The 23,893-nt window shown below is 68.3% G+C and carries 14 protein-coding genes, 1 tRNA gene and 1 pseudogene; 11 read left to right on the top strand and 5 right to left on the bottom strand.

Annotated elements, in window-relative coordinates; all coding sequences use genetic code 11:
• Positions 1 to 47 precede the first annotated feature (47 nt).
• A complete protein-coding gene (locus tag CXR04_RS19830) occupies positions 48 to 1,031 on the top strand; it encodes an ArsA-related P-loop ATPase (RefSeq protein ID WP_101423696.1) in 984 nt (327 codons plus the stop codon).
• Positions 1,028 to 2,251, top strand: coding sequence for an ArsA family ATPase (locus CXR04_RS19825; protein ID WP_101423695.1), 1,224 nt, complete (start codon positions 1,028 to 1,030; stop codon positions 2,249 to 2,251). Before CXR04_RS19830 ends, CXR04_RS19825 begins: the two co-directional genes overlap by 4 nt.
• 184 nt (positions 2,252 to 2,435) lie before the next feature.
• Here CXR04_RS19825 and CXR04_RS19820 read toward each other — a convergent pair whose 3' ends face one another.
• A complete protein-coding gene (locus tag CXR04_RS19820) occupies positions 2,436 to 2,792 on the bottom strand; it encodes a WhiB family transcriptional regulator (protein ID WP_018841321.1) in 357 nt (118 codons plus the stop codon).
• 386 nt (positions 2,793 to 3,178) lie between these two features.
• On the opposite strand from CXR04_RS19820, the gene CXR04_RS19810 reads away from it, so the two are divergent.
• A complete protein-coding gene (locus tag CXR04_RS19810) occupies positions 3,179 to 5,452 on the top strand; it encodes a transglycosylase domain-containing protein (RefSeq protein WP_101423694.1) in 2,274 nt (757 codons plus the stop codon).
• 69 nt (positions 5,453 to 5,521) lie between these two features.
• Here the strand turns inward: CXR04_RS19810 and CXR04_RS19805 are convergent, their stop codons facing one another.
• A complete protein-coding gene (locus CXR04_RS19805; protein WP_101423693.1) occupies positions 5,522 to 5,989 on the bottom strand; it encodes a GatB/YqeY domain-containing protein in 468 nt (155 codons plus the stop codon).
• Between the two features lie 94 nt (positions 5,990 to 6,083).
• On the opposite strand from CXR04_RS19805, the gene CXR04_RS19800 reads away from it, so the two are divergent.
• Both CXR04_RS19800 and CXR04_RS19795 read left to right on the top strand, forming a co-directional pair.
• Positions 6,084 to 7,055, top strand: a complete 972-nt coding sequence (locus CXR04_RS19800) for a metallophosphoesterase (RefSeq protein WP_101423692.1) — start codon at positions 6,084 to 6,086, stop codon at positions 7,053 to 7,055.
• A 12-nt stretch (positions 7,056 to 7,067) separates the two neighbouring features.
• Positions 7,068 to 7,141, top strand: a tRNA-Pro gene (locus tag CXR04_RS19795).
• Between the two features lie 488 nt (positions 7,142 to 7,629).
• On the opposite strand, the pseudogene CXR04_RS36925 reads toward CXR04_RS19795, so the two are convergent.
• Positions 7,630 to 10,219: pseudogene (locus CXR04_RS36925) on the bottom strand (GmrSD restriction endonuclease domain-containing protein).
• A 411-nt stretch (positions 10,220 to 10,630) separates the two neighbouring features.
• Between CXR04_RS36925 and CXR04_RS19785 the strand changes: the two are divergent.
• From CXR04_RS19785 to CXR04_RS19760, 6 genes are all read left to right on the top strand, one after another.
• A complete protein-coding gene (locus CXR04_RS19785) occupies positions 10,631 to 14,002 on the top strand; it encodes an AAA domain-containing protein (protein WP_159072355.1) in 3,372 nt (1,123 codons plus the stop codon).
• Between the two features lie 446 nt (positions 14,003 to 14,448).
• Positions 14,449 to 14,847, top strand: a complete 399-nt coding sequence (locus CXR04_RS34900; RefSeq protein ID WP_159072354.1) for a hypothetical protein — start codon at positions 14,449 to 14,451, stop codon at positions 14,845 to 14,847.
• 143 nt (positions 14,848 to 14,990) lie between these two features.
• On the top strand, positions 14,991 to 15,830 hold the full coding sequence (locus CXR04_RS19775) for a vWA domain-containing protein (protein ID WP_101423689.1): 840 nt from the start codon (positions 14,991 to 14,993) through the stop codon (positions 15,828 to 15,830).
• 32 nt (positions 15,831 to 15,862) lie between these two features.
• Positions 15,863 to 16,654, top strand: a complete 792-nt coding sequence (locus CXR04_RS19770) for a hypothetical protein (protein WP_234380340.1) — start codon at positions 15,863 to 15,865, stop codon at positions 16,652 to 16,654.
• A gap of 69 nt (positions 16,655 to 16,723) precedes the next feature.
• A complete protein-coding gene (locus tag CXR04_RS19765; protein WP_101423687.1) occupies positions 16,724 to 18,847 on the top strand; it encodes an AarF/UbiB family protein in 2,124 nt (707 codons plus the stop codon).
• Between the two features lie 156 nt (positions 18,848 to 19,003).
• Positions 19,004 to 20,662, top strand: a complete 1,659-nt coding sequence (locus CXR04_RS19760; RefSeq protein WP_101423686.1) for an N-6 DNA methylase — start codon at positions 19,004 to 19,006, stop codon at positions 20,660 to 20,662.
• Here the strand turns inward: CXR04_RS19760 and CXR04_RS19755 are convergent.
• Together CXR04_RS19755 and CXR04_RS19750 are read right to left on the bottom strand one after the other, a co-directional pair.
• Positions 20,622 to 21,890 (bottom strand): McrC family protein, encoded by a 1,269-nt coding sequence (locus tag CXR04_RS19755; protein WP_101423685.1) that lies wholly within the window; start codon positions 21,888 to 21,890, stop codon positions 20,622 to 20,624. The two genes, CXR04_RS19760 and CXR04_RS19755, sit on opposite strands and share 41 nt — an antisense overlap.
• Positions 21,887 to 23,755: a DUF4357 domain-containing protein gene (locus tag CXR04_RS19750; RefSeq protein ID WP_101423684.1), complete on the bottom strand. Its 1,869-nt coding sequence runs from the start codon at positions 23,753 to 23,755 to the stop codon at positions 21,887 to 21,889. Before CXR04_RS19750 ends, CXR04_RS19755 begins: the two co-directional genes overlap by 4 nt.
• Positions 23,756 to 23,893: the final 138 nt, after the last annotated feature.

Raw genomic sequence — 23,893 nt, 5'->3', positions numbered from 1 at the left:
CGGAGGCGGTCTGCTGAGTCGCGCGCCGAGGAATTAGGCTCGCGGACATGAGCGGGCTCCAGAGGCTGCACGTGGTGACCGGCAAGGGCGGGACCGGCAAGACGACCGTGGCCGCCGCCCTGGCGCTGGCACTGGCCGCCGACGGCAGGCGCACCCTGCTCGTCGAGGTGGAGGGGCGGCAGGGCATCGCCCAGCTCTTCGAGACCGAGCCGCTGCCGTACGGCGAGCGGCGCATCGCCTCGGCGCCGGGCGGCGGCGACGTGTACGCGCTCGCCATCGACGCCGAGCAGGCCCTGCTGGACTACCTGCAGATGTTCTACCGGATGGGCAGCGCGGGACGGGCGCTCCGCCGGCTCGGCGCCATCGACTTCGTCACCACCATCGCCCCGGGCCTGCGCGACGTCCTGCTCACCGGCAAGGCGTGCGAGGCGGCCCGCCGGCAGGACAAGGACGGCCGGCACGTGTACGACGCGGTGGTCATGGACGCCCCGCCGACCGGCCGCATCACGCGCTTCCTGGGCGTCAACGCCGAGGTCGCCGGGCTGGCGAAGGCCGGGCCCATCTACAACCACGCCCGGTCCGTGATGCGGGTCCTGACCTCGGCCCGTACCGCCGTGCACCTGGTCACCCTCCTTGAGGACATGCCCGTGCAGGAGACCGTCGACGGCGTCGCCGAGCTGCGCGAGGCGGGGCTCCAGGTCGGCGCCGCGGTGATCAACATGGTGCGCCCCGCGCTCATGGACGACGCGGACCTGGAACGGGCCGCCGCCGACCCCGCCGCCCTCGCCGCTGCGCTGTCCGCCGCCGGGCTGGGCGGTGCGAGCCGGGGCGCGCGGGCGGAGCGCCTGGTCGCGCCGCTGCTGGGGCAGGCGCGCGAGCACACGGAGCGACTGGCCCTGGAACGTACGCAACGGGCCGCGCTGGCGCGGCTGGAGCTGCCGCAGTACGAACTGCCGCTGCTCACCGAGGGAGTGGATCTGGCCGGCCTCTACCGGCTGTCCGGCGAGCTGGGAAAGCAGTGGCCCCTATGAGCCTCGACACCGCGCCCCGGCTGGACGCCGACGCGCTCCTCGACGACCCGCAGACCCGCATCGTCGTCTGCTGCGGCGCCGGCGGCGTCGGCAAGACGACGACGGCCGCCGCCCTCGGCGTACGGGCCGCGGAGCGCGGCCGCCGCGTCGTGGTGCTCACCATCGACCCGGCGAAGCGGCTGGCGCAGTCCATGGGCATCGACGCCCTGGACAACAGCCCGCGGCGGGTCGACGGCGTGGAGGGACCCGGCGAGCTGTACGCCATGATGCTCGACATGAAGCGCACCTTCGACGAGATCGTCGAGGCGCACGCGGACGGGGACCGGGCCCGCGCCATCCTGGAGAACCCCTTCTACCAGTCGTTGTCGGCCGGCTTCGCCGGCACGCAGGAGTACATGGCGATGGAGAAGCTGGGCCAGTTGCGGGCCCGGGACTCCTGGGACCTGATCATCGTGGACACCCCGCCGAGCCGCTCCGCGCTGGACTTCCTGGACGCGCCGAAGCGGCTGGGCTCGTTCCTCGACGGGCGCTTCATCAGACTGCTGACCGCGCCGGCGAAGGCGGGCGGCCGGGCGGGGATGAAGTTCCTCAACGTCGGGATGTCGATGATGACGGGGACGCTCGGCAAGCTGCTGGGCGCCTCCCTGCTGCGCGACGTGCAGACGTTCGTCGCGGCGATGGACACCCTCTTCGGCGGCTTCCGCACGCGCGCGGAGGCGACGTACCGGCTGCTGCAGGCGCCGGGCACGGCCTTCCTGGTGGTGGCGACGCCGGAGCGGGACGCGCTGCGGGAGGCGGCCTATTTTGTCGAACGCCTCGAAGCGGACCGGATGCCGCTGGCCGGGCTGGTGCTCAACAGGGTGCACGAGAGCGGCGCGGCGCAACTGAGCGCGGAGCGGGCGCTGGCGGCGGCCGAGGCGCTGGACGAGCGGGGCGTGGACGACGCGGGCTCCGGCGCGAAGGGCGCGGGGACGGCGGACACAAGCGACGATGCCGGCACGGGCACAGAGGGCGCGGCGGATGCCGCGGCGCTGCTGCGGCTGCATGCCGAGCGGATGCAGGTGCTGGCGCACGAGCGCCGTACGCGGGACCGGTTCGCGGCGCTGCACCCGGAGGTTCCGGTGACTCAGGTCACCGCGCTGCCGGGGGACGTGCACGACCTTGCGGGGCTACGGGACGTGGCGGAGCTGCTGACGGCGCAGGAGGCGCCGGGCACGTAGGCCGGAGCACGCGTGGGGGGGGCGTAGCGGGGCGTACGGCGTGCGGGCCGCGCCCGGCCCGTAGCAACGGGCACAAGAACAACGGGCGCAAAGGCTCAGGACGGGCTCACAGCGGGGCTTGCGGCGGACTCACGACGGGGCACACAGCAGGCTCACCGCGGGGCTGGGAGCCCCGGAGCCCGGGTCAGCCCGCGGCGACCGGCAGCTCCTCCGCGGCGCGCAGCGCGTCCTCGTGTAGGGCGCCTTCGTGCAGCGGCGTGCCCGCGCTCTCGTACTCCTCACGTGCCGTCTCCAGCAGTCTGCGCCACGACGTGACCGTCGGCCGGCGGCGCAGCAGCGCCCGCCGCTCGCGCTCCGTCATGCCGCCCCATACGCCGAACTCGACGCGGTTGTCGAGCGCGTCGGCGAGGCACTCCGTGCGCACCGGGCATCCGGTGCAGACCGCCTTGGCTCTGTTCTGTGCCGCGCCTTGCACGAACAGTTCGTCCGGATCGGCAGTGCGGCAGGCTGCCTGTGCGCTCCAGTCCGTAACCCAGCTCATGCTGGCGCCGTCCTCTCCCGAATTGAGGCTCCCCCACGGCGGCAAACGGCATATGCACCGTTGCCAGTTGAGGACGTTACGGAAGGAGTGCGGCAACGCAACACCCCCGTCCGGCCCAAAGTTGAATGGCCCGAACGGACTATGCGTACGCGGCAGATCACCCACCGGAGTGAGCCCTCCGGCCAAGGGCGATCCGGGCAAAGCGGGCAGTTCGCCGACTTGCAATCGGATCCAGGGCGTCACATGTCGTCAATTCGGTCAAGCCTCATCACCCACAGGAGTGATACCAATGAGCGAGGTAGACCGTGGCCGGTGGTGATGGCCGAAAACAGAGTAGGCGAACAGACGGGCGGCTGTCCGGGGAATCAGAAGTTAGGGTGGGCCCCATGGCCTACAAGCGCCCGGGTGGCGGACTCACCGCCGCGCAGCAAGCCGCGAAGTTCCTCGGCGTCAGCGTCCTCGCGGGCTCCGTGCTCGCGGGCCTCGCGCTGCCCGCCGCCGGTCTGCTGGGCCTGACGGCCAAGGGCACGGTCGCGGAGTTCGACGACATCCCCGCGGACCTCAAGCGCCCGCCGCTCAGCCAGAAGACCACCATCCTCGACCGCGAGGGCGGCCACCTGGCCGACGTCTATTCGCGCAACCGCACGGTGGTCAAGTTCGACGACATCGCGCCGGTGATGCGGCAGGCGATCGTCGCGATCGAGGACGAGCGGTTCTACGAGCACGGGGCCGTCGACCTCCAGGGCATCCTGCGCGCACTGAACAGCAACGCGCAGTCCGGCACGGTCTCCGAAGGCGCCTCCACGCTCACCCAGCAGTACGTGAAGAACCTCTTCGTCGAAGAAGCGGGCAACGACGCCCGGAAGGTCGCCGAGGCCACCCGGCAGACGGTGGGGCGCAAGATCCAGGAGCTGAAGTACGCGATCCAGGTCGAGAAGGAGCTGACCAAGGACGAGATCCTGGAGAACTACCTGAACATCGCCTTCTTCGGCCAGCAGGCGTACGGCATCGAGGCCGCCGCCGAGCGCTACTTCAGCAAGTCCGCCGACAAGCTGACCCTCGCCGAGTCCGCGATGCTCGCCGGCATCGTGCAGTCCCCGAGCCGGTGGGACCCGATCAACGACCCGGAGGCGGCCGAGAAGCGCCGCAACGCCGTGCTGCGGCGCATGGTCAGCAACGACAACGTCACCCGGGCCGAGGCCGACAAGGCCATGAAGGAACCGCTGGGCCTCAAGATCAGCGAGCCGCGCAACGGGTGCATCACCGCGGTCAGCGGCGCCGCGTTCTTCTGCGACTACGTACGCGAAGTGCTGCTCGACGACAAGAGCTTCGGGAAGACGCCCGAGCAGCGGTCCAAGCGCTGGAACCGCGGCGGTCTGACCATCCGCACCACGCTCGACCCGGTGGCGCAGAAGTCCGCCAGCGAGTCGATCAAGAGCCACGTCTACCAGGACGACGCCGTCGCCACCGCCGTGACCATGGTGGAGCCCGGCACGGGCAAGATCCGCGCGATGGGGCAGTCCAGGCCGTACGGCTCGCGCAAGAACGAGTTGATGATCAACCTGTCCGTGGAGAAGTCCATGAACGGGTCCAACTTCGGCTTCCAGGTCGGCTCCACCTTCAAGCCGTTCACGGCCGCGGCGGCGCTGGAGAAGGGCGTGCCGAACACGAAGGTGTACCCGTCGCCGAACGAGATGCCGTATCCGAGCCCGGTGGACACCTGCGAGTCCGGCGCGCCGTACGTCAACTCCAGCGGCGAGGACGTCGCGAACGAGACGGAGGAGGAGGTCGGCCCGTACAGCATGCGCGAGGCGACCGCCAAGTCCATCAACACCTACTTCGTCGACCTCATCTCGGACATCGGCATCTGCCCGGTCAAGGAGCTGGCGCAGAGCATGGGCGTCCACCGGGGCGACGGCAAGGAGCTGGAGGAGTCCCCCTCGCTCACGCTCGGCGGCCAGACCATCGCGCCGCTGGCGATGGCCAACGCGTACGCGACCTTCGCCAACCGCGGCGAGTACTGCAGCCCGGTCGCCATCGAGTCGATCAAGGACGCGAAGGGCAGGAAGGTCCCGGTGCCGAAGACGCAGTGCAAGCGCGTCATGTCGGAGAAGACGGCCGGGACGATAAACACCCTGCTGTCGGGCGTCGTCGAGGACGGCACCGGCCAGGAGGCGGGGCTGACCGGGCGGGACAACGCGGGCAAGACCGGTACGACGGACGAGCGAAAGGCCGCCTGGTTCGTCGGCTACACCTCGGACCTCGCCGGCGCGGTGTGGGTCGGCGGGCCCCTGGATGACGTCTCCATGGAGAACATCCAGATCGGCCCCACGTACCACGACCGCGTCTTCGGTGGCGCGGTCCCCGGCCCGATCTGGCGCGACGCCATGGACGGCGCCCTGGCGGGCAAGACATCACCCGAGCTGTACAAGGTCCCGGTGCCGGTGGACCGCCCCGACAAGGGCAAGGGCGACGATGACGACGAGGACGACGACGACAAGCCGGACGACCCGCTGGGCGGCCTCCTCGGAGGCAACAACGGCAACGGCGGCGGGAACGGCGGCAATGGCGGTGGCAACGGGGGCGGCACGCTCGACGGGGGCGCGCTGGACGGCGGCTGGTCGGACGGCGGGAACGGCGGCTGGCCGGACGGCAGGTGACGGGGGACCCCGGCCGCGACGGCCGGAGAGCCCCCGTACCCCGGCCTCACCTTGAGTGGCCGGAGACGGTCACCCCTGACCGAGAGAGCGCTTGACCGCGGCGGCCACGCGCCCGCCCTCGGCCCGCCCGGCCACCTTGGGGTTCACGATCTTCATCACCGCGCCCATGGCCCGCGGGCCCTCGGCCCCGCCGGCCTTCGCCTCGGCGACGGCCTCGTCGACCAGCGCGGCCAGCTCCTCGTCACCGAGCTGCTTCGGCAGGTAGTCCGCGAGCACCTCGCCCTCGGCGCGCTCCCGCTCGGCGGACTCCGTACGGCCGCCATGCGCGAAGGCATCCGCGGCCTCACGCCGCTTCTTGGCCTCGCGGGTGATCACCTTCAGCACCTCGTCGTCGGAGAGCACGCGCGCCTCCTTGCCCGCGACCTCCTCCTTCGTGATCGCGCTGAGCGTCATACGGAGGGTGGCGGCGCGCAGCTCGTCCCGGCCCTTGATGGCGGCCGTGAGGTCGTCCTGCAGCTTCGACTTGAGCGTGGTCATGCCCGGAGTCTCCCATGCCGCGCCGACAGCGCGCCGACGCCGCGGGATCCGGCCCCTGGCCACCTCCACCCCGCGCCTCTGCGACGATAGGAGAATGCGCGCGCGATACGGAGTGCCCCTGGGTCTGGCCGCTCTCTCGGCCGGCAGCGTCGCCTACGCGGCCGTGGTCGAACCCCGCGCCTTCCGGGTCCGCCGGATCACCGTCCCCGTGCTGCCGGCAGGCATGCACCCGCTGCGCATCCTGCAGATCTCGGACATCCACATGGTCTCGGGCCAGCAGGCGAAGCGCCGCTGGCTGCAGTCGCTGGCGGGCCTGCGGCCCGACCTGGTGGTGAACACGGGCGACAACCTGTCGGACCCCGACGCGGTGCCGGAGCTGCTGGACGCGCTGGGCCCGCTGATGGAATTCCCGGGGACGTACGTCTTCGGCTCGAACGACTACTACGCGCCGACCTTCCGGAACCCCGGCCGCTACCTGATCGAGAAGGCCCGCGGCATACACGGCCTCAACGGCCGCCACCGCCTCCGCCACAACGTCCCCCGCAACCCCTGGGAGGGCATGCGCGACGCCTTCGACGCGGCGGGCTGGGTCGGCCTGGACAACAGCCGCGGCCGGCTGAAGCTGGACAGCGGCGCGGTGCTGGGCCTGACGGGCCTGGACGACCCGCACATCAAGCACGACCGCTACACGGCGGTCGCCGGCGGCCCCGACCCGGACGCGGACTTCTCCCTGGCCCTGGTCCACGCCCCGTACCTACGCGTCCTCGACGCCTTCACCGCCGACGGCTACCCCCTGATCCTCGCCGGCCACACCCACGGCGGCCAGCTCTGCATCCCCTTCTACGGCGCCCTGGTGACCAACTGCGACCTCGACACCAACCGCGTCAAGGGCCTCTCCACCCACACCGCCGGCTCCCGCCGCTCCGCCCTCCACGTCTCCGCCGGCTGCGGCGCCAACCGCTACACCCCCTTCCGCTTCGCCTGCCCCCCGGAAGCCACCCTCCTCACCCTGACCCCCACCCCCGGAAACGAATTTCACCCGACCCGCTCGGGTGGGCTACAGTAGTGCTCGCAGTCACGGGGTGTGGCGCAGCTTGGCAGCGCGCTTCGTTCGGGACGAAGAGGTCGTGGGTTCAAATCCCGCCACCCCGACAGGTGAACATGCAGGTGAGGGGTGGTCTTCCGACGCGGAAGACCACCCCTCACCGCGTTCCGCGGAACCCTTGGGAGAAGATCTTGGTCCAGGGCGCTTGTCTGCCACTCCCTCACCTGGTCTTTCGCCTCCTTTCAGAAGCGCGTCAAGCGCCGTGACGGGCGAGCTGCGGCTCATCTCGCGGCGGGCTTCGAGTGCCTCCACCCACTGCTCCGTGAGCGCATCCATGAGCCGGTCGCGTCAAGCGGGGGTGACGTGGCGGTCGAGAACGGCATGGCGGCAGCGCTCTCCTGTACCGCGGTAATCACAGTCGACGCCGACATCCGCAACGTCCTCGCGAAGGTGACTTCCGTTGCGCATTTGATGGCTCGGTAGGCCAAGCCCTTTCCTGGCACCGTTCACCGGATAGAACGAGTGACCGCGGGTGTGCCGCGGCACGGGGGGACCTGGAGAAGCCGCCTGCCGCGCGTGCCCATAGAGATAAGGGTCAGAGGGAATCCGTGTCGTCCCCGGCCATGTGACGGCCGCCAGCCCGAGCGACCATATGCGCGAACCACTCCAGCACCGCGCAGAGTTCATCGCTGTGTTCGGCGAAGACCTCCAGCGGGAAGGACGGGCGCAAGTCCAGTTTGGCTTCGGCCAGGCCGATACCGTCGACGGCGTTGAGGCGGTTGAGCAGCTCGCGCCGCAGCGGTTCGTCGTCGAATGGCGGTCGGCGCTTCAGGTATTGGAAGACGACCTCGACGGTTCCGGACACCGGGTAGATCCCCAACGGCCACGTCGCGCGAATGCCCGGGATCCCAGCGAGTCGCGCTGTGAGAAAGCAACTCGTCTCGCTGGCACGGCCGTAGGCGACATGGCCACCCTGCCGCTCCCAGCGGCGAAGGGCCCGCAGGACTCCGTTGACAGTCTGCTCGGTCTGGTTGCCGCGCAGTTGTGCCTCGAACCGGGCGGCCGCCGACGCCTGGCCGGTGTCGTCGGCCGAGGCGAGCGGCGCGGTCTCCTCATCAAGGTCCCGTCCCAGCAGAGCCGCCAGGTCGGACATCGTCAACCGGTGAGAGCGTCGGGCTCGGCCGGCTTCGTCGAAGGGAACGCCCTCTGCTTCCAGGCGGCTCTGCGCGTCTCCGGAGTCCTCACCGTCCGGCCATCGGAAGCCCGCCGAGACACGACCGTCCGCCGTCAGCACCCGGTAAGCCCCGTGCAGCCCCACCTTAGTGGCCAGGTGCTGGCCGACCGGGACGGCGTGGGTACCGATGAGGGACGCGACATCGCCGTACGTCGTCCACGTGCCGGCCGGCATGACGAGGAGCGCCGCACGCAACTCCTTCCAGCCGGACCACTCGTCGTCTGCCGGAATCGTCCCGGCAATCGGACCCGGCCACAGCCGCACCGCCCGCCCGGCGAGCTCATCGGCGCGGGCCAGCACCTCGGCTCGGCCCCACCGTTCCTGTCCGGCAATGGCCTGGTTCATGCGCAAGGCGCTGGAGTCGAGGATCTCCTGCTTGCGGCGGAAGGGATGGTTGGACAACTTCGCGTTGTCCGCCGACAGCGTCAGGTTGCCCAGTGTGTGAACGAGTGAGGCGTGGAGATCCTCGGGCGTCTGCCCGTCCTCGGTTTCCTCGGCGAGCAGGTCCAGCCACTGATCCGCGGGGTTCTGCGGGAGGACGTGCTCCACCGTGAGGTGGGCCTTGGCGTAGTCGACGGGCTCGCTGCTCTCGTAGCTCTCTTCCAGCCTGCGCAGCACGTGGAAGCGCTGGTTCCCGCGGCCCGCCTTGTAGAAGGGCCGGGTGCGGATGGCGTCGCGGACGGCGCCGTCGTCGGGCCAGACACGAGCGCCTACCTGGTTCTTGGACAAGAAACGGCGCACCGCCTCCGCGGGGTCTTCTTCCTTCTCCAACTCTTTGGGGATCTCCATGAACACGCGGTTGCTACCCATGGTGGAGTACCCGGTCAGCAGCCGTCGCACCATGTAGCTCTCGGCATAGGCAAGCGCTTGGGCTGCCCGGCGGCCCGTGACTTGGCCGGCATCCACCCGATCGAGGAGCATCAGCGCCAACGGATAGTGCGTCTGGCCTCCCCAACGGGACATCCGCTCCAGGACTTCCCGGAGGTCGGGGTCCGACTCCCGCTCCGGCTGCAGGATGCGCACAAGGCGTTCGGCACGCCGCGCGAGAGCCGCGATCTCGTCCTCCCTCCAGCGCGGCCTCGTCGGTGCTGATCGCTTCCAGGCGCCGCTTCTGATCACGGTAGATCTCGCTTTGCTTGGCTCTGTTATTGCCGGCCACGACCAGGTCGAGCCACACCAGGAGTTCGAGGTTCGCGGGGCCGAGAAGCTCCTGCATCGGCAGCCAGTGGGTACGGTAGACCTGCTCCCCCCGGTTCGGCAGGCACATGAAGAGGAAGTTGCGCAGCAGGTCGCTCTGGCTCAGGCCGACACCGGTGTTGTTGATCGACTCGAAGATCCGATAGACGTTGTCGCCCTCGGCCGCGGTGATCTCGACGATCGACAACAGACCGCTCAAGACGGACTCCACCGTGTCCGTCCACGCCTCTCCCCCGATCTCCTCTCCCTCGGTCAGCACCGACAGGAAGAACCGGTAGGCGGCACCCACGTTGCCGGAGCCTCCCGCTTTGGGCGATGTCTCGATGCAGGCGGTGAACGCGTCACGGTCTGCCTGCGTCGGCAGCAGCCGATAGTGGTCGTCACCGCTGTGGTACTTGTTGACGAGCACCAGGTCGTGGATACGGTCGGCCTTCTGCTCCGCTCCCCGTGCACGATGACGGTCGCGCAGCGCGCTGAAGGCGAGCATCAGAGTGGTCAGGCGCTGCTGCCCGTCGACAACGAGCCAGCGCTGCATGCCGCCTGCGGTGACCCTGCCCGGTGCCAGCACGACGGAACCGAGGAAGTGCGCCGCAGGTGACCGGCCCTCCGCCTGCTCCTCTACCAACTCCACGACGTCGCCCCAGAGTTGTTGCAGCTGCTCACGCTCCCAGCTGTATGTGCGCTGGTAAAGGGGCACCTGGAACTGCTTCTCGCCCTGAACGAGGTTCTTGAACGTGGTCTCCTGAGCGTGCACGCGCGCCTCTCCCTGAGGTATGTCGATCGGTGCCCATCGTTCCACTGTCAGCCGGCGGCACGGAACCCGATCGAGTCACCTGACCCAGGAGACGAGGTCATCCCTGGGCCTTTGATCGTCCGCACGCGCCGGCGGTCCTTCTCCACGACCTCACCGATCCGGAACTCCAAGGGCCCGGGCAGCTTGAACGTCAGCCGGTACGCCTCAGGATTACCTCCGGTGTCAGCATCCACTCGGCCCCGTCGGCTTCCCCCTGCGTCGGAACCGTCTTTCTCGTCGAGAGACACACCGCACCTGGAAGCATCACTTTGTTATGCGAGGCGGCACACACCCGGACCACCGTTGTCACATTGAGTATCCGCACGACCGCGATATCGTTGCCTACAGGTGTCGACCATGTTAGGGAGCTTCATGCCGCGCTGGCTCGACGAGATGACAGAGGCCGTCTCCCGGCTCGTACGACCTGGAGCAACGCAGGGACGTGGTCGCCAGGCCGCCCTGGGAGCAGTCGCCTATATCGAGCCGGGGTGGTACGCCCTGCCGACGACCAATCGAACCGTGGACCCGGACAACCTGACAGATCTGCGGCTCGCCGCGTCGCCTGACGAAGCCGCCAACGGCACCGCGTACCAGGTGATCGACTGTGTCGCCGAGGCGGAGCGCCTGCGCATACGGGTCGGTGCGCACGCGCCGCGCAGCGGACTGAGCCTGTTCGCGACGCAGCGCCCCGCCGGGTACCTGGACCAAAGCCTTCTCGACGCGTTGCGCACACTGGGAGAACCCGGTCTGGCCTCCCGGTTCATCGAGAACCGCTTGCACCCCGTCGACACGACCGGCGCCGACCAGGGTCCCTTCCAAGGCGCGCAGGCGGACGCGTTCCGCGCCTGTACACGGCCGGGTACCGCACTTGTCTGGGGTCCCCCAGGCACCGGTAAGACCACGGTGCTGGCTCGTGTCATCGACCATCACGTGACCCGCGGCGCGCGTGTGCTGCTCGTCTCGGGCACCAACGTGGCGGTCGACAACGCCTTGCAGGGAGCAGTCTCTCTGCGGAATCCACCCCCCGGAGAACTGCTGCGCGTGGGCACACCGCACTTGGCGTCCGTCGCCAACAACCCCCGGGTCTCGCTGTCACTACTAGTAAGAGCGAAGCTGGAGGATGCGGTCCAGGAGCGCGAGGAGACGGAGACCGATCTCCTCGAACTGATAGCCCACCCGGTGCTGCGAGGTCTCGCAGAGTTGGAGGAGCGCCTCAGCGGATTCGACGAGGCGGCCTACCAGCAGGCCCTGGAACGCCTGGCCAACGAGACGGCCGTCCGGCAGGCCGATGACCGGATCGCGGAGTGGCAGGAGCGGAACCGCCGTGGCACAGCCGCCCTTACCGCTGCGGAGCGTGCACTGGATCAGGCACTGACAGACCACAAGAGGGTCGCCGCACAGCGCGAAGCGCTGCATGCCGCGGCCGCTCTCGCCGCGGAACTCGATGACCTCGATCTCGTGATACAGCGGGCTCGTGCCCAGCAGCACGGCCTGGAAGATCGCCTCTCCGCTGCCGCGGCCGAACGGGACGCCCTGCGGAACGATTCGGGCCGCATACGCCGGCGCGACAAGAAGGAGTACGCGCGCCTCGACGATCGCGTCACCGCACTCGAACACGCATTGAACGCTGAACTCCGCCGACGGCAAGACCTCGAGAGCGACCGGAATGCCTTCGCAGCCAGCGCGAAGCCCCGAATCGCCGGCCTTCGGCAAACCGCGTACCCCGTCGACGACGCCGAGCTACAGCGCTTGGACCATGAGGTCGCCCTACGCCGGACCCAGGCGGAGGACGCGGACCGGCATCTGGGTTCGGTCCGGGCCGCGGAAGAAGGTGCCGTGAGCCGGCGCGCGGCCGCTGTGGCACTGCCCGGCCCGACGGAAGAAGAACGTACGCTCGTTGCCTCCGCCGAACGACACCAGCTGCCCCGGATTTCGCGTCAGATGAAAGCACTGCGCACCGAAGCGGAACCGCTGGTCAAGCAGCGCGAGGAACTGGAGAATCGACACGAAGCTCTCCTGAAACGCCTGGCGCGCCTCCAGTCCGAAGCCGAGCCGGAACTGATCCGCGGGGCGAAACTCGTCGCCACCACGCTGGCCCGACTGCGACTGAACAAGTCCGTCGCTGAGGGCAGCTACGACGTGGTGCTCATCGACGAGGCAGCCGCCGCTCGCCTTCCCGAGCTGGTCGTGGCCCTGTCCAAAGCCAGGGAGACGGCGGTACTGCTGGGGGACTTCTGCCAGCTCGGCCCCATCCCACCTCTGGACGGACCAGGGCAGGGGCACCTCCGGCGCTGGCTTACGACCGACTGCTTCGCGCAGGTCGGCATCCAGACACCGGACAGCGCCCTGGCGCACCCTGCCTGCGCCGCGCTCCTGACCACGCATCGCTTCGGCCCGCACATCGTGGAGTTGGTGAACCGCATCGCATATGGCGGCCATCTGCGAATCTCTCCTGGTCGGGTGCACAGTGGGGACGCCGAGATCGTCCTGGTGACCACCGACGAGCTGGCCGACGACGACGGGCTAGGGCTGGTCCGCAAGCCGAAGTCCGGTAGCGGCCGTTGGTGGACGGGAGGAAGCGTCGTCTCCGCCGCGCTCGCCGAACACCACCGCGGGCAGGGGGAGAGCGTGGGCGTCATCACGCCGTATCGCGCGCAGGTGGACGCCACCCGGGACTACCTCGACGACCAGGACAGCACCCGTCACCCGGCCTCTGTCGACGTCGGCACCGCACACAGGTTCCAGGGCCGCGAGTTCGACATCGTGATCATGGACCTGGTGGAGGACGGCATCCAGCCCGGATGGGCTATGAGCGGCAAACTGGACAGCGACAAACCGTTCGCCCGAGACGGCGCCCGCTTGCTGAACGTCGGGGTGAGCCGTGCCCGGCGCCGCGTCTACGTCGTCACCAGTTGGCGATCACTGCGGCAGGCCAAGCCCGGGACGGTGCTCACCGCCCTGCACGACCTCGCCGTCGAAGGCCGCGACCCGCTGGTCAAGGGCCTGCGTGCGGCCCAGTACCTCGGTCTCGAACCCGATGAACTGCCACCGGATACGAGGGAATTGCATCAAGAGGTCTGGGAGGCTTTTCAGGGCCATCTCAAGTGGGAGGCCGTCTACGACGAGCACTCGTACTTCCCCGCGGCCCTCCAGGCGATCGCCGAAGCCCGCCATTCCATCTGGCTGTGGTCGCCCTGGTACGGGAAACGACAGAGAACGTTGCTTCCCTATCTTCGCGATGCGACATCCAGAGGCGTCCGGACAACGGTGTTCGTGGTCGGCAACCGGGACTCGCTCGTTCGCAATAGCCTCAACCACAAGGACCCGCAGAAGGCAGCCGACTTCGCCATGATACTGCCGGCGCTCAAGGCAGCGGTGCAGCAGGTCGTCCACGTCCACGACATGCATCAGAAGATCATGATCGTTGACGAGCGAACCGTCTTCCTGGGAAGTCTGAACACTCTCTCGCACCAGACCCGCCGCGAGATCATGACCCGTCACAGCAGCGCGCGCTACGCCCGAAGCCTACTGGAACACGAGAACGCCGAAGTCTTCAGCCGCCCACCTGTATGCGGCACGTGCGCGATTCCGACAGAGCTACGGCGTTCGCTTTCCGACAAAAAGGACCACTACTGGTACTGGGCATGCCCGACGAAGGGATGCACCACCCGAAAGGCCGTCTTCGCCGAGCAGGCACGCCACATCGCAGGCCGCGGCGCCGCTCGGTTGCGCCGGACCAGATGACGCACCGCCCAGTCCGGGAACGGCACCTGTCGAGAACGGCACCTCCCGGCGCCATGCGGACGTCGGATCGCTGGTTCCGCTCCTGCGACCCGGCGGCGTTGCCGTATGGCGGGCGAGGCATCGACACAACGCCGGTCGAGAGACCAGCACGACGACGCGCACCCAGTCCTCCGGCCTCGGAGGACACGCCAGCTCGCCGATGTCCATATACCTATTGAGGCAAGTCTGTTGGCACCGTCACCGGCCACTCGCGGAAGCCGTGGCTGAGGAGACCAGGCGCAGAGGTCCCGTCTGCATCAAGTCAAGCGTGGTCACCGTGTTGAGGCGAGACACCAAGCCGACTGACCACTGCGAGTCATCACTTGCTCCCCAGGGGCGAGAGAGCGCACGTTATGCTCCGATTGACGCCTTGTGCAGGGGAATTGGCAGCTATACTATTCTCGATCATGGTGAAGAAAATCCTTCCCTACTGGGGCCTGATCGCGTTAGTCCTGGCGATTACCGGCTGGTTGACCTCCGATTTCGGCCCTGGTGGAATTGCAGCCCTCTCGGCACTCAGCCTGCTGTGGTTTCTCTTTCAGGCCCCCAACCCATGCGGTGCCGCGATTCGTGCCGGAGGCAGGCCCTGCCGCAACAATGCAAGAGGCGTCATGCGCGGCTGCCACCTACAGCAGCACAAGTGGCAGCGCACACGGACGTTCTTCGTGCACCCCAGGCTTCGAAGCTGCATGGCGCAGCTCTTCGCCAGCCCAGTGACCGGCCTTGCCAGCCTCGGCGGCATCGTCATGCTGATCTCCACACTGGTCAGTACGACCCTTGCCCTGACCGGGAAGGGTGGATCGTGAGCTCGGCCGCGTCCGCGGAGGAACCCTTCTCCACGGATGCGAAACGTGCCCCCGCCGAGGTGTCCAGCCGTCTCCCGGTGCCAGTCGATCGTCGTTCCCCCTCGCCGCCCGTGACCACGTCACGCAGTCCACGGAGCTCTGCCATGCCCTACACCGCCGAAATCAGTCGCGCCAACCCCACTGCGATCGTCTTCCTCGTGGACCAGTCCACCTCCATGACCGACCCGATCGGTGATGGGAGTGCCACCCACCGCAAGGCCGACGTCGTGGCCGACGCCATCAACCGACTGCTGACCGAGCTATCCGTGAAGTGCGCGAAGGAAGAGGGCGTGCGGGACTACTTCCATGTGGCCGTGATCGGGTACGGCTCCACGGTCGGCTCCGCTTTCGTAGGCGAACTCGCGGGCCGCGACCTGGTACCGCTCAGCCAGGTTGCGGACTACCCGGCCCGCATGGAGGAGCGGATCAAGAAAGTACCGGACGGTGCCGGAGGGCTCGTGGAGACCCACGTGAAGTTTCCCGTCTGGATGGATCCGGTGGCGCACGGCGGGACTCCCATGAACCGCGCTCTGCGCTATACGGCGCAGTTGGTACGAGACTGGGTACACCGCTACCCGGGCTGCTTCCCTCCCATCGTCCTCAACCTCACGGACGGCGAGGCCAACGACGGTGACCCCACCGAGGGTTCTGACGAAGTCACCTCCCACGCCACCGCTGACGGCGGTGTCCTCCTCTTCAACCTGCATGTGTCCGACTCCGGAGGCGAGCCGACGGCCTTCCCCGACTCTGAGGCAGGACTGCCCGACGCCTACGCGCGCCAGCTCTTCGCGATGTCCAGCACGCTGCCGAGCCATATGCGCTCCTACGCGGCATCGCAAGGACACGCGGTCAGCGAGTACACGCGAGGATTTGTGTACAACGCCGACATCACTTCGGTCGTGCAGTTCCTGGACATCGGCACCCGTGCCACCGAACTGCGGTGAGCCGCAAAGGTCTGTACGTCACTCGTTTCGTCATGCCCAAAGCCGGGATCACCCGCGAGGAGTGTGAGGACGCCGTCTCCGTCCTTCCTCACGAGCCGTACGACACCTTGCTCGAAGGATGCGTCACAGCAGCAGTATGCGATGGTGCGACCGAGAGCCTGCTGTCCGGTGAATGGGCGCGGATTCTGGCCGGCCAGGCAGTCCACTCAGCCGCTCGACCGGACGGCCTGTTCGCCTCGTCGGCACGGTTCGAAGCCTTCGCTGCTGACGTGGTGGAGGAGTGGGCCGGATGGCTGAAGGAGTACACCGACCGGCGATCGGACCGCGGACATCCGATGCAGTGGTACGAGGAGGCGAAGCTGAGTGCCGGTGCCCACGCGACGCTCCTGATCGCCGCCTTCACTCCTACTCCGGATACGGCGCAGTGGTCATGGCAGGCCGCTGCGCTGGGCGACTCCTGCCTGTTCCATGTCCGCGACGGATGCCTCCTCACCGCGCATCCCGTGGCTACCGCCGCCGACTTCGGAAACCGGCCGGAGCTGTTCGGGAGCAACAACCGCGACACCGGACTCCTCGCCGACCGAACCCGGCTCCTGGACGGAACCTGCATCAGCGGCGACATTCTGCTGTTGGCGACAGACGCGTTGGCCGCCTGGATCCTCACTCAGCCCCAGCCGGGTAAGGCGGTTGACGTGCTCACTCAGCACGCACGCAACCCCGGTCAGGGGGAGGAGTTCGAGGGATGGGTACAAGATCAGAGAGACAGAGGTGCCCTGCGGAACGACGACGTGGCGATGGTTCACATCGAGGCCGAGGGACGGTGATGCTCGGTGCCCACGCCTCCGCCCGGCGCCATCCGGAAATTCCCCACCGGCTCCGAATACGCAGCAGCCTTGCAGAACACCTCCCTCTGTTTCCGGGATCCGGACCTGCACGGCGCCGCGCCGGAACTCACCCGTCTCGGCCTTCCCAAGGCGATCTCAGGTAATTTCGCAAGCGTCTTCTCTCTCACGGCATCCGGTAGTGGCGACCGTTACGCCGTCAAGTGCTTCACACGGTATGTGTCCGACCAGAACGACCGTTACCAGACGATCAGCCGCCATCTGACGGGTCTTCCGGCGGCACGCCTGTCACAACCCTGGAACATGGGGTTCGACTACCTCGCCGACGAGATCCTGGTGGGCGGCGAACGCTACCCGGTCCTCAAGATGGAGTGGATCCAGGGCCAGAGCCTGGCCTCCTGGCTCGACCTCCACCACCGTGAAAGCGCTCAAGTAGGAAAGCTCGCTGGGCGCTTCGAAGCACTGATCGAAGATCTGCACACCCACGGCATCGCCCACGGCGACCTTCAACACGGCAACCTCCTCGTCGCCCCGGATCTCACCTTCCACCTCGTGGATTACGACGGCATGTACGTCCCCGCACTGGCCGGATTACCGGGCACGGAAGACGGACACCGCAACTACCAGTCACCTCTTCGCGGCGCTGGAGATTTCGGCCCGGACATGGACCGCTTCTCCGGCTGGGTCATCTCCGCCGCGCTTAGGGCTGTCGCGGCAGACCCGGGTCTCTGGGCCGACCTTCATGAGCCCTCCGGCGAATACCTCCTGCTGTCCGAGGACGACTACAAGGCCCCCGCGGTATCGCCTCGCTTCGCCCGGCTCCTCAGCCACCCGGACTCCGATGTCGCTCAGTCAGCCCGCCAGATCGCGGACCTCAGCGCCGCACCGATGAGCGCCATCCCTCGTTTCTCGACCCGCGCGAACGCCAAAAGCGCGGGGCCACAGCCGACGATGGCGGGGGCCACGCGCGGGGCCGGTCTGCCGGACTGGCTGCGCGATCGCGTTCCGGCGCCAGAGTCCTCCCCCGCCACCTCTGCTCACCGCCTGGACCAGGGATTTCACCATCGGCGCAGGGTCCGCGACCTCCTGCTCCTGCCAGTCTTGTCTGCTTCCTTGGCTGTCCCCCTGCTGGCTGTCCTGGGAATCCTCTCCGTCGGCATCGTCGCGGCTGGCGCATCGGTCGCGACGGGGACGGTCTTCCTCTACGGCACACGACGCTCCCGGGTGGAATACCAAGAGGTGAGGCAACTGGTGCGTGAGCTGAAAGAACAGAAGTGGGCGGCAGAGCACCCGGCCGCCGCAGACGAGCGGCTCGCGCGGGAGCGCGACTCCTTCGAGGTGGCCGAACATAAACGGGCGGCACAAGCCGACCAGGAGGGCCAGCGGATCACCCGCGAACACCAGCGTAGGCTGGCCAAAGTCGAGAGCGACAGGCAGAAGCAGGAGCAGACCCTGCGTACCCGGATGACCCGCCTTGACGGCGAACTCGCCGCCGATCTCGACAAGCGCCTTCAACGCCATCAGCAGCAGTATGTCGAAGACCACTTGCGACGCTCGCTCATCGAGAAGGCCAAGATTCCCGGGATCGGTCGGGCGCTGAAGGACGCATTGGCCGCAGTCGGCGTACGCACCGCCGCGGACTTCCACGGCATCACGCTCATCCGCACAGGAGGCAGGTACAACAACGTCACCGCCTACGTGGATCTGGCTTACGGCGGGCGGGTCGATGTCAAAGGCATCGGTCCTGCGAAGGCCGACGCCCTGGAGAAGTGGCGAAACCAGCAGATCGCGGCTGCTCGATCCCGCTGCCCTGCGGCGCTACCCGCGACGGAGCAACGGGCAGCCCAGGTGCAGTTCCAACAACGCAAGGCAGACCTACAGGCCCGCATTCGCGACATCGGCTCCGAGGCAACAAGGGCGAGGCAGCGAGCCGAGCAGGACCTGCAGCAAGCCCGCGAACGCCTCCACGCGGAGGCTGATCGTGCGCGAAACACGGCGTGCGCTCGGCGCGAGGCGTTCGCTCGGCGGGCGCTGCAGATCCAGCAGACAGCCACCGAGATCCCCGGGCTGGAGGCTGCCCTCGGCACGGCCCTCCAGAGTCGTCGCCGACTGTCGGCCTTCGCCTACCTGAGGTTCCTCGTGAGCGGCCGGCCTGGTTCATCCTCTCGTTCTTGAACCTGTTCTGCAGTCTCCGGCAGCAGTCACGGCCCTCGCGTGTCCGAAGCGGGCATACCGCCGCCATAGTGATGAGGCGCAGTCGCCTTCGAGTTTGTTGACAATGCCAACGTGCGTGCCATCGCACTCAAACTCACCTTCGTGTACGGTGGAGCAATGAAGGAATCGACTCCCGCTGCTTCCGAGTCTCTGCTCACCGGGGCAGAAATCGCCAGGCTGGCGGGGGTGACGCGGGCCGCTGTGTCCAATTGGCGGCGGCGGTACAGCGACTTTCCCGCTCCCGCAGACGGCGGCGCGAACACGCCCCTGTTCGCGCTCACAGAGGTCCGTTCCTGGCTGGCCAAACAGCAGAAGGGCATCGACCTTTCGGATGACGTGCGGCTGTGGCAGGCACTTCGGAGCGCCTTCGGTGACGACATCGTCGCGGGGATCGCGGGCGTCGCCCTTTTCCTGGCTCACGACGACGCCTCGACGCTGGACGAGGACCTGGCCGAGCTGGCCACCCGCGTGGCCGCGAAAGAGTCGGCGGCCCGTGTCGTCGATCAGCTTGTCGAGCGCTTCCTGGACTCCTCCCGTCGCACCGGCTCCGACCAGATCACCTCGCCACGCCTCGTCAGGGCTGTGAGCCATTTCGCCGGACCGATGTCCGCTGGCTCTCTCATCCTCGATCCGGCGTGCGGAATCGGATCACTGCTCCTCTCCGTCGGGCCTGCGAACGGGCCGGAACGTCGAGGCCAGGAGATCAATCCGGCAGCCGCAGAGCTGACGCAGGCGCGAGCAGATCTCGCCGGAAACCGGGATACCGCCGTCGAAGCCGGAGACTCTCTCCGCCAGGACCGCTGGCCCGAGCTGCGTGCCGACCTCGTCCTGTGTGACCCCCCGGCCGCCGGGCCCGACTGGGGCCGGGAGGAACTGCTCCTCGACGCCCGCTGGGAGCTGGGCGTTCCTTCCAAGGCGGAAGGCGATCTCGCCTGGCTCCAGCACTGCTACTCCCACACCGCACCCGGCGGCCGGGTAGTCGCCGTCATGCCGGCTTCCGTGGCCTACCGCAAGGCAGGCAGACGCATCCGGGCCGAGGTCGTCCGCAGAGGCATCCTCACGGATATGGTTGCGCTGCCTCCGGGCATGGTGGCTTCGCACGCTCAGCCCGTGCATCTGTGGATACTGCGCCGCCCCGTCGGCACGTCCGCCAGTTCCTCTTCGGTCCGGATGGTGGATCTCACCACCAACGACCCCGACGCCCCCATGGAACCGGCAGCCAAGCAGGCCGTCGACGTACCACTGGTCGATCTCCTCAACGACTCCGTCGACCTCACCCCGAGCACCTACGTGGACGCCTCGCGCGGGGACCTTCCCACCGAATACCGCGCCCTCCAGGGGGACATCGAGGAGCGACTCAGGCGGCTGACCGCCCTGTTGCCCACCCTCTCCGCGGGCGAAGGACCGGGAATGCTGGACGGTGCGACCATCAGCCTGGCCGACCTCTCCCGCGCCGGACTCGTCGACATCACCGATGCCGAGCCCCACTCCACAAGCGACCAACTGGACACCGAATACCTCCGGGGCTTCCTGCGGAGCGTGCCCAACAGGCGTCGCTCGACGAGCAGCAGCGGCACCTACCGCCTCGATGTCAAAGGGGCGCGCATCCCGCAGATGGCGGTGGAGGAGCAACGCCGCTACGGCGCCGCCTTCCGTGCTCTCCGGGAGTTCGAAGAGCACGTCGGAGAGATGGCCCGACTTGCGGAGCAGGTGAGCGCTCTCGCCCGTGAAGGTCTCACCAACGGAGCCCTCCTGCCCCCCGAAGATGCTGCCTGACGGATAGCTCGCTCGCCTCTGCCGTGGCCGTGTCCGCCACCATCGAACGGGCGATGGTGCCGATCGCGTCCAGCAGTTCGCCCGGTGGGCGGTCCACGGCCAGGGCGTGCTGGTTGATGCGGATTCCGGCGTGCCGCACCCGGTGGGTCACGCTCGGCTCGTAGCCCCTCGCGTACACGAGGTGTCCGGCCGGCAGGCCGAGCGCCGTGCAGTAGGCGAGCATCTGGTAGAGGTCGGCGTCCGGGAAGCCTTCGGGTTTCTCCGCTTTGTACTTCGCGTCCGCGACGGCTCGAGGGTTGCCGCCGTCTCCATACCAGACAAGATCCGGGCGCATGCGCACGCTCTCGTCCTCATCCAGGTGCACGCCACGGGCCTGGAGCGCACTGCGTCCGCCGTGTTCCGCCAGCGCCTCGCGCAGCGCGACGCAGACGAAGTCCTCGAAGACCTTGTGCGTGTGGATGAGGTATCCGTCAATGGAGATCCGGCCCGCTCCGTGTTCCACCGAAGATCCGCGCAGAATCGTCTCGGCAAGCCGTAGCGCGGGCTGGTAGCGCAGGTTGAGCCGACTGGCCCGCCAAGGCGGCAGTTCACGCACCCCCCGTGTCAAGGGCTCGGCGTCAAGCAGCCGGCCACGGTGATGGCGCAGCCCACGCCGTACACCGTCGGGCACCCGCGGCAGGCTGAGCAGCCGCTCCGTGGCGGCGCGCAGAATGCGGTTCTCCGCAATGTCGGTCCCGTAGTCGTCGTACGCCACCTCGACCGGGAAGGCCCGCCCATAGTGCCGTTTGACCTGATCCGCCTCCCTGATACGGCCGCGGATGACGAGCGCGGTCTCCTCCGTGTGCCGGTAGTCCTGGAGAACGCCTTGCCGCAGGGCCCGTTCGAGAGACCTCTCGAACCCCTCAGCCAGCGCTGGAAGCACCTCGTCGTGTTCGGCCACCCCCACCTCGCCATCCCGGTAAATGCGAGGATCGGCGGCGTAGCCGATGAGGAAGAACAGCCGTGCCACCGGCACCTTGGGAGCTATCCGGAGGGTGACGGCATCGTGTCCGGGGACCTTCAGGGACACCGCTCCGACCTTGCCGCCGGCGCGCAGCCGCCAGGCACCGGGAAGGTACAGGTCAGGTGTGGCCTCGACGATTCCGGAGGCGCTGAGCGCACGGCCCGCCTCGGCGGGGAGCGGGACAGTGACGGCCGCGCCGTACTCGTCCAGCTCGACGGTCGTCACGAAGCCGCCGCGTCCGGTCCGCTGTCCCCGAGGGAGCGGGAGAGAGCGTCGAGTCCGTAGCGCTTCTCGATGTCGAAGGACTCCCCGTAGTGGTGTTCCTCCAGCAACGGGAGAATCCTCGTTCGCCAGGTCCGCTCCAGTCCGCCCTTCCGGTGCGCGCTCGGCTTCATCAGGTAGGAAGGGCCGATGTGGAAGTCAGTTTCCTCGATACGCGAGTTGAGGGCTTCCAGAAGGTCCGCCGCCCGGCTGCCGAATCCTTCGCGGTCGAGCCAGCGCCGCAGCAGGCCGCTGGTGGGCTCGGTACGGGGGGACAGCTCGACGAAGGCGAAGCGCCTGCGCATCGCCGCGTCGACCAGCGCGATCGACCGGTCGGCGGTGTTCATCGTGCCGATGACGAAGAGGTTGGGCGGGAGGGCGAAGTCGTCACCGGAGTAGGTGAGCCGCACGGACTTGTTGCGGTATTCCAGGAGGAAGTACAGCTCGCCGAAGACCTTCGCCAGATTGGCCCGGTTGATCTCGTCGATGACCAGGAAATGGGGGACGTGGCGATTTCCCTCGCGAGACGCCAGGTCGGCGAGCCCGCGGAGCGGGCCCGCGGTGAGGCGGAAGGCGACGTCCCCCGTGTCCGGGTCCTCGCGGGGGCGGAACCCCTCGAAGAAGTCCTCGTAGGCGTAAGAGGGGTGGAACTGCACCAGCTTCACCCTCTCGGCTCCACCCGCCAGGTACTCGGCAAGCTTGAGGGCGGTATACGTCTTTCCGGTTCCCGGCGGCCCGTAGAGGATGATCTGCCGCTCGTCCCACAGCAGATCGCGGATTCCGTGCAGCCAGTCCAGCTCGTGCACGAGCAGGGCGTCGGCGAGGGACTGCTCCGGTACGGGCAGTTCCAGCTCTCGACGGGCGGCGAGCGCAGGCGTCGTGCCGCCGGGGTCGCGCTCTGCCACCACGGCCTCGTCGACCAGTTCCTCGTCGGACAGGCCGAGTCCGTCGATGTGCGCCTGGACCGCGGTGAGGTCCATCACGTCGTACTGGGCGTTGAGGCGCTGCTGGATCTCCTCGGGGAGCACGTCATACGGATGGCCGGTGCTCTGCCACTCGACGGGCCGCCGCAGGTTGGACAGGCCGCTGTCGGAGGCGGTCTGCTCGGCCGCGCCGGAGATCTGACCGACGTAGAACCGCCCGCCGGAGAGGGTGCACACCGTGTCTCCGGGCTTCATGCGGGACAAGAACGCGTGCAGTTCCTCCACGAGTTCGAGTTTCTGGTTGTACGTGGCGGTGGTGCCCCAGTCCTCCTCGACGACCGTACGCAGACGCTCCTTGCTGACTCCCTGACCGATCCCCTGCCGCATGCGCGGGGCGGCGAGAGAGACGCGACCCTCGGGAAGCCACATCCTCTGGACGAGATCCGTTCCGGACACGTTGTTGCCGCGTACGAGCCAGGCCCTCGCGGGGCCGGCCCAGACGCCCTCCATGAAGTCGGAGAGCGGCACGCCGGCTTCGGTCTTCCAGTCAGTCCATCCGTTGCGTGATGATCCGACCAGTAGAGAGGCCGCTTGGGACGGCGAGTCGCATTCGAGGTCGTCCGTCGTCTCCAGCCATCCCGGCCAGCGGGTGGACGGACGCAGCACACCCACCTCCTTCGCCATCGCACGCACGGCGGCGGGGCGGGGCTGGTGCTGGGAGAAGGCGGGCGTTTCGGCGTCCCGGGCGGGCGAGCCGGCCAGGATGCGGAACTTCCGGCTTCCGTTGGTCCCGACCTTGTCCATCAGTACACCGCGGGCCCGGTCGACCTCACCCCCGTTGGGCAGGCGCAGCAGGAACTCGGGCATCTCGTCGGGGCTGCGGGGCCCGTCCCCGGTCTCGCTCATGCCTGCTCTCCGTGTGGTCAAAGCCGTGATCCCCGGCCGGGGGAAGCACGGCGTGGCGCCCTCTCGGTGGAGGGACGTGGTCTCACGACCGTCATGGATCAGTTCATTCTGCGACGGGACGGCACGGTGCCGAAGGGA

The sequence above is a fragment of the Streptomyces sp. CMB-StM0423 genome, assembly GCF_002847285.1.
GTDB lineage: Bacteria > Actinomycetota > Actinomycetes > Streptomycetales > Streptomycetaceae > Streptomyces.
The sequence above is the reverse complement of the archived record's forward strand: the minus strand, read 5'-3'. Positions and strand labels throughout refer to the sequence as shown.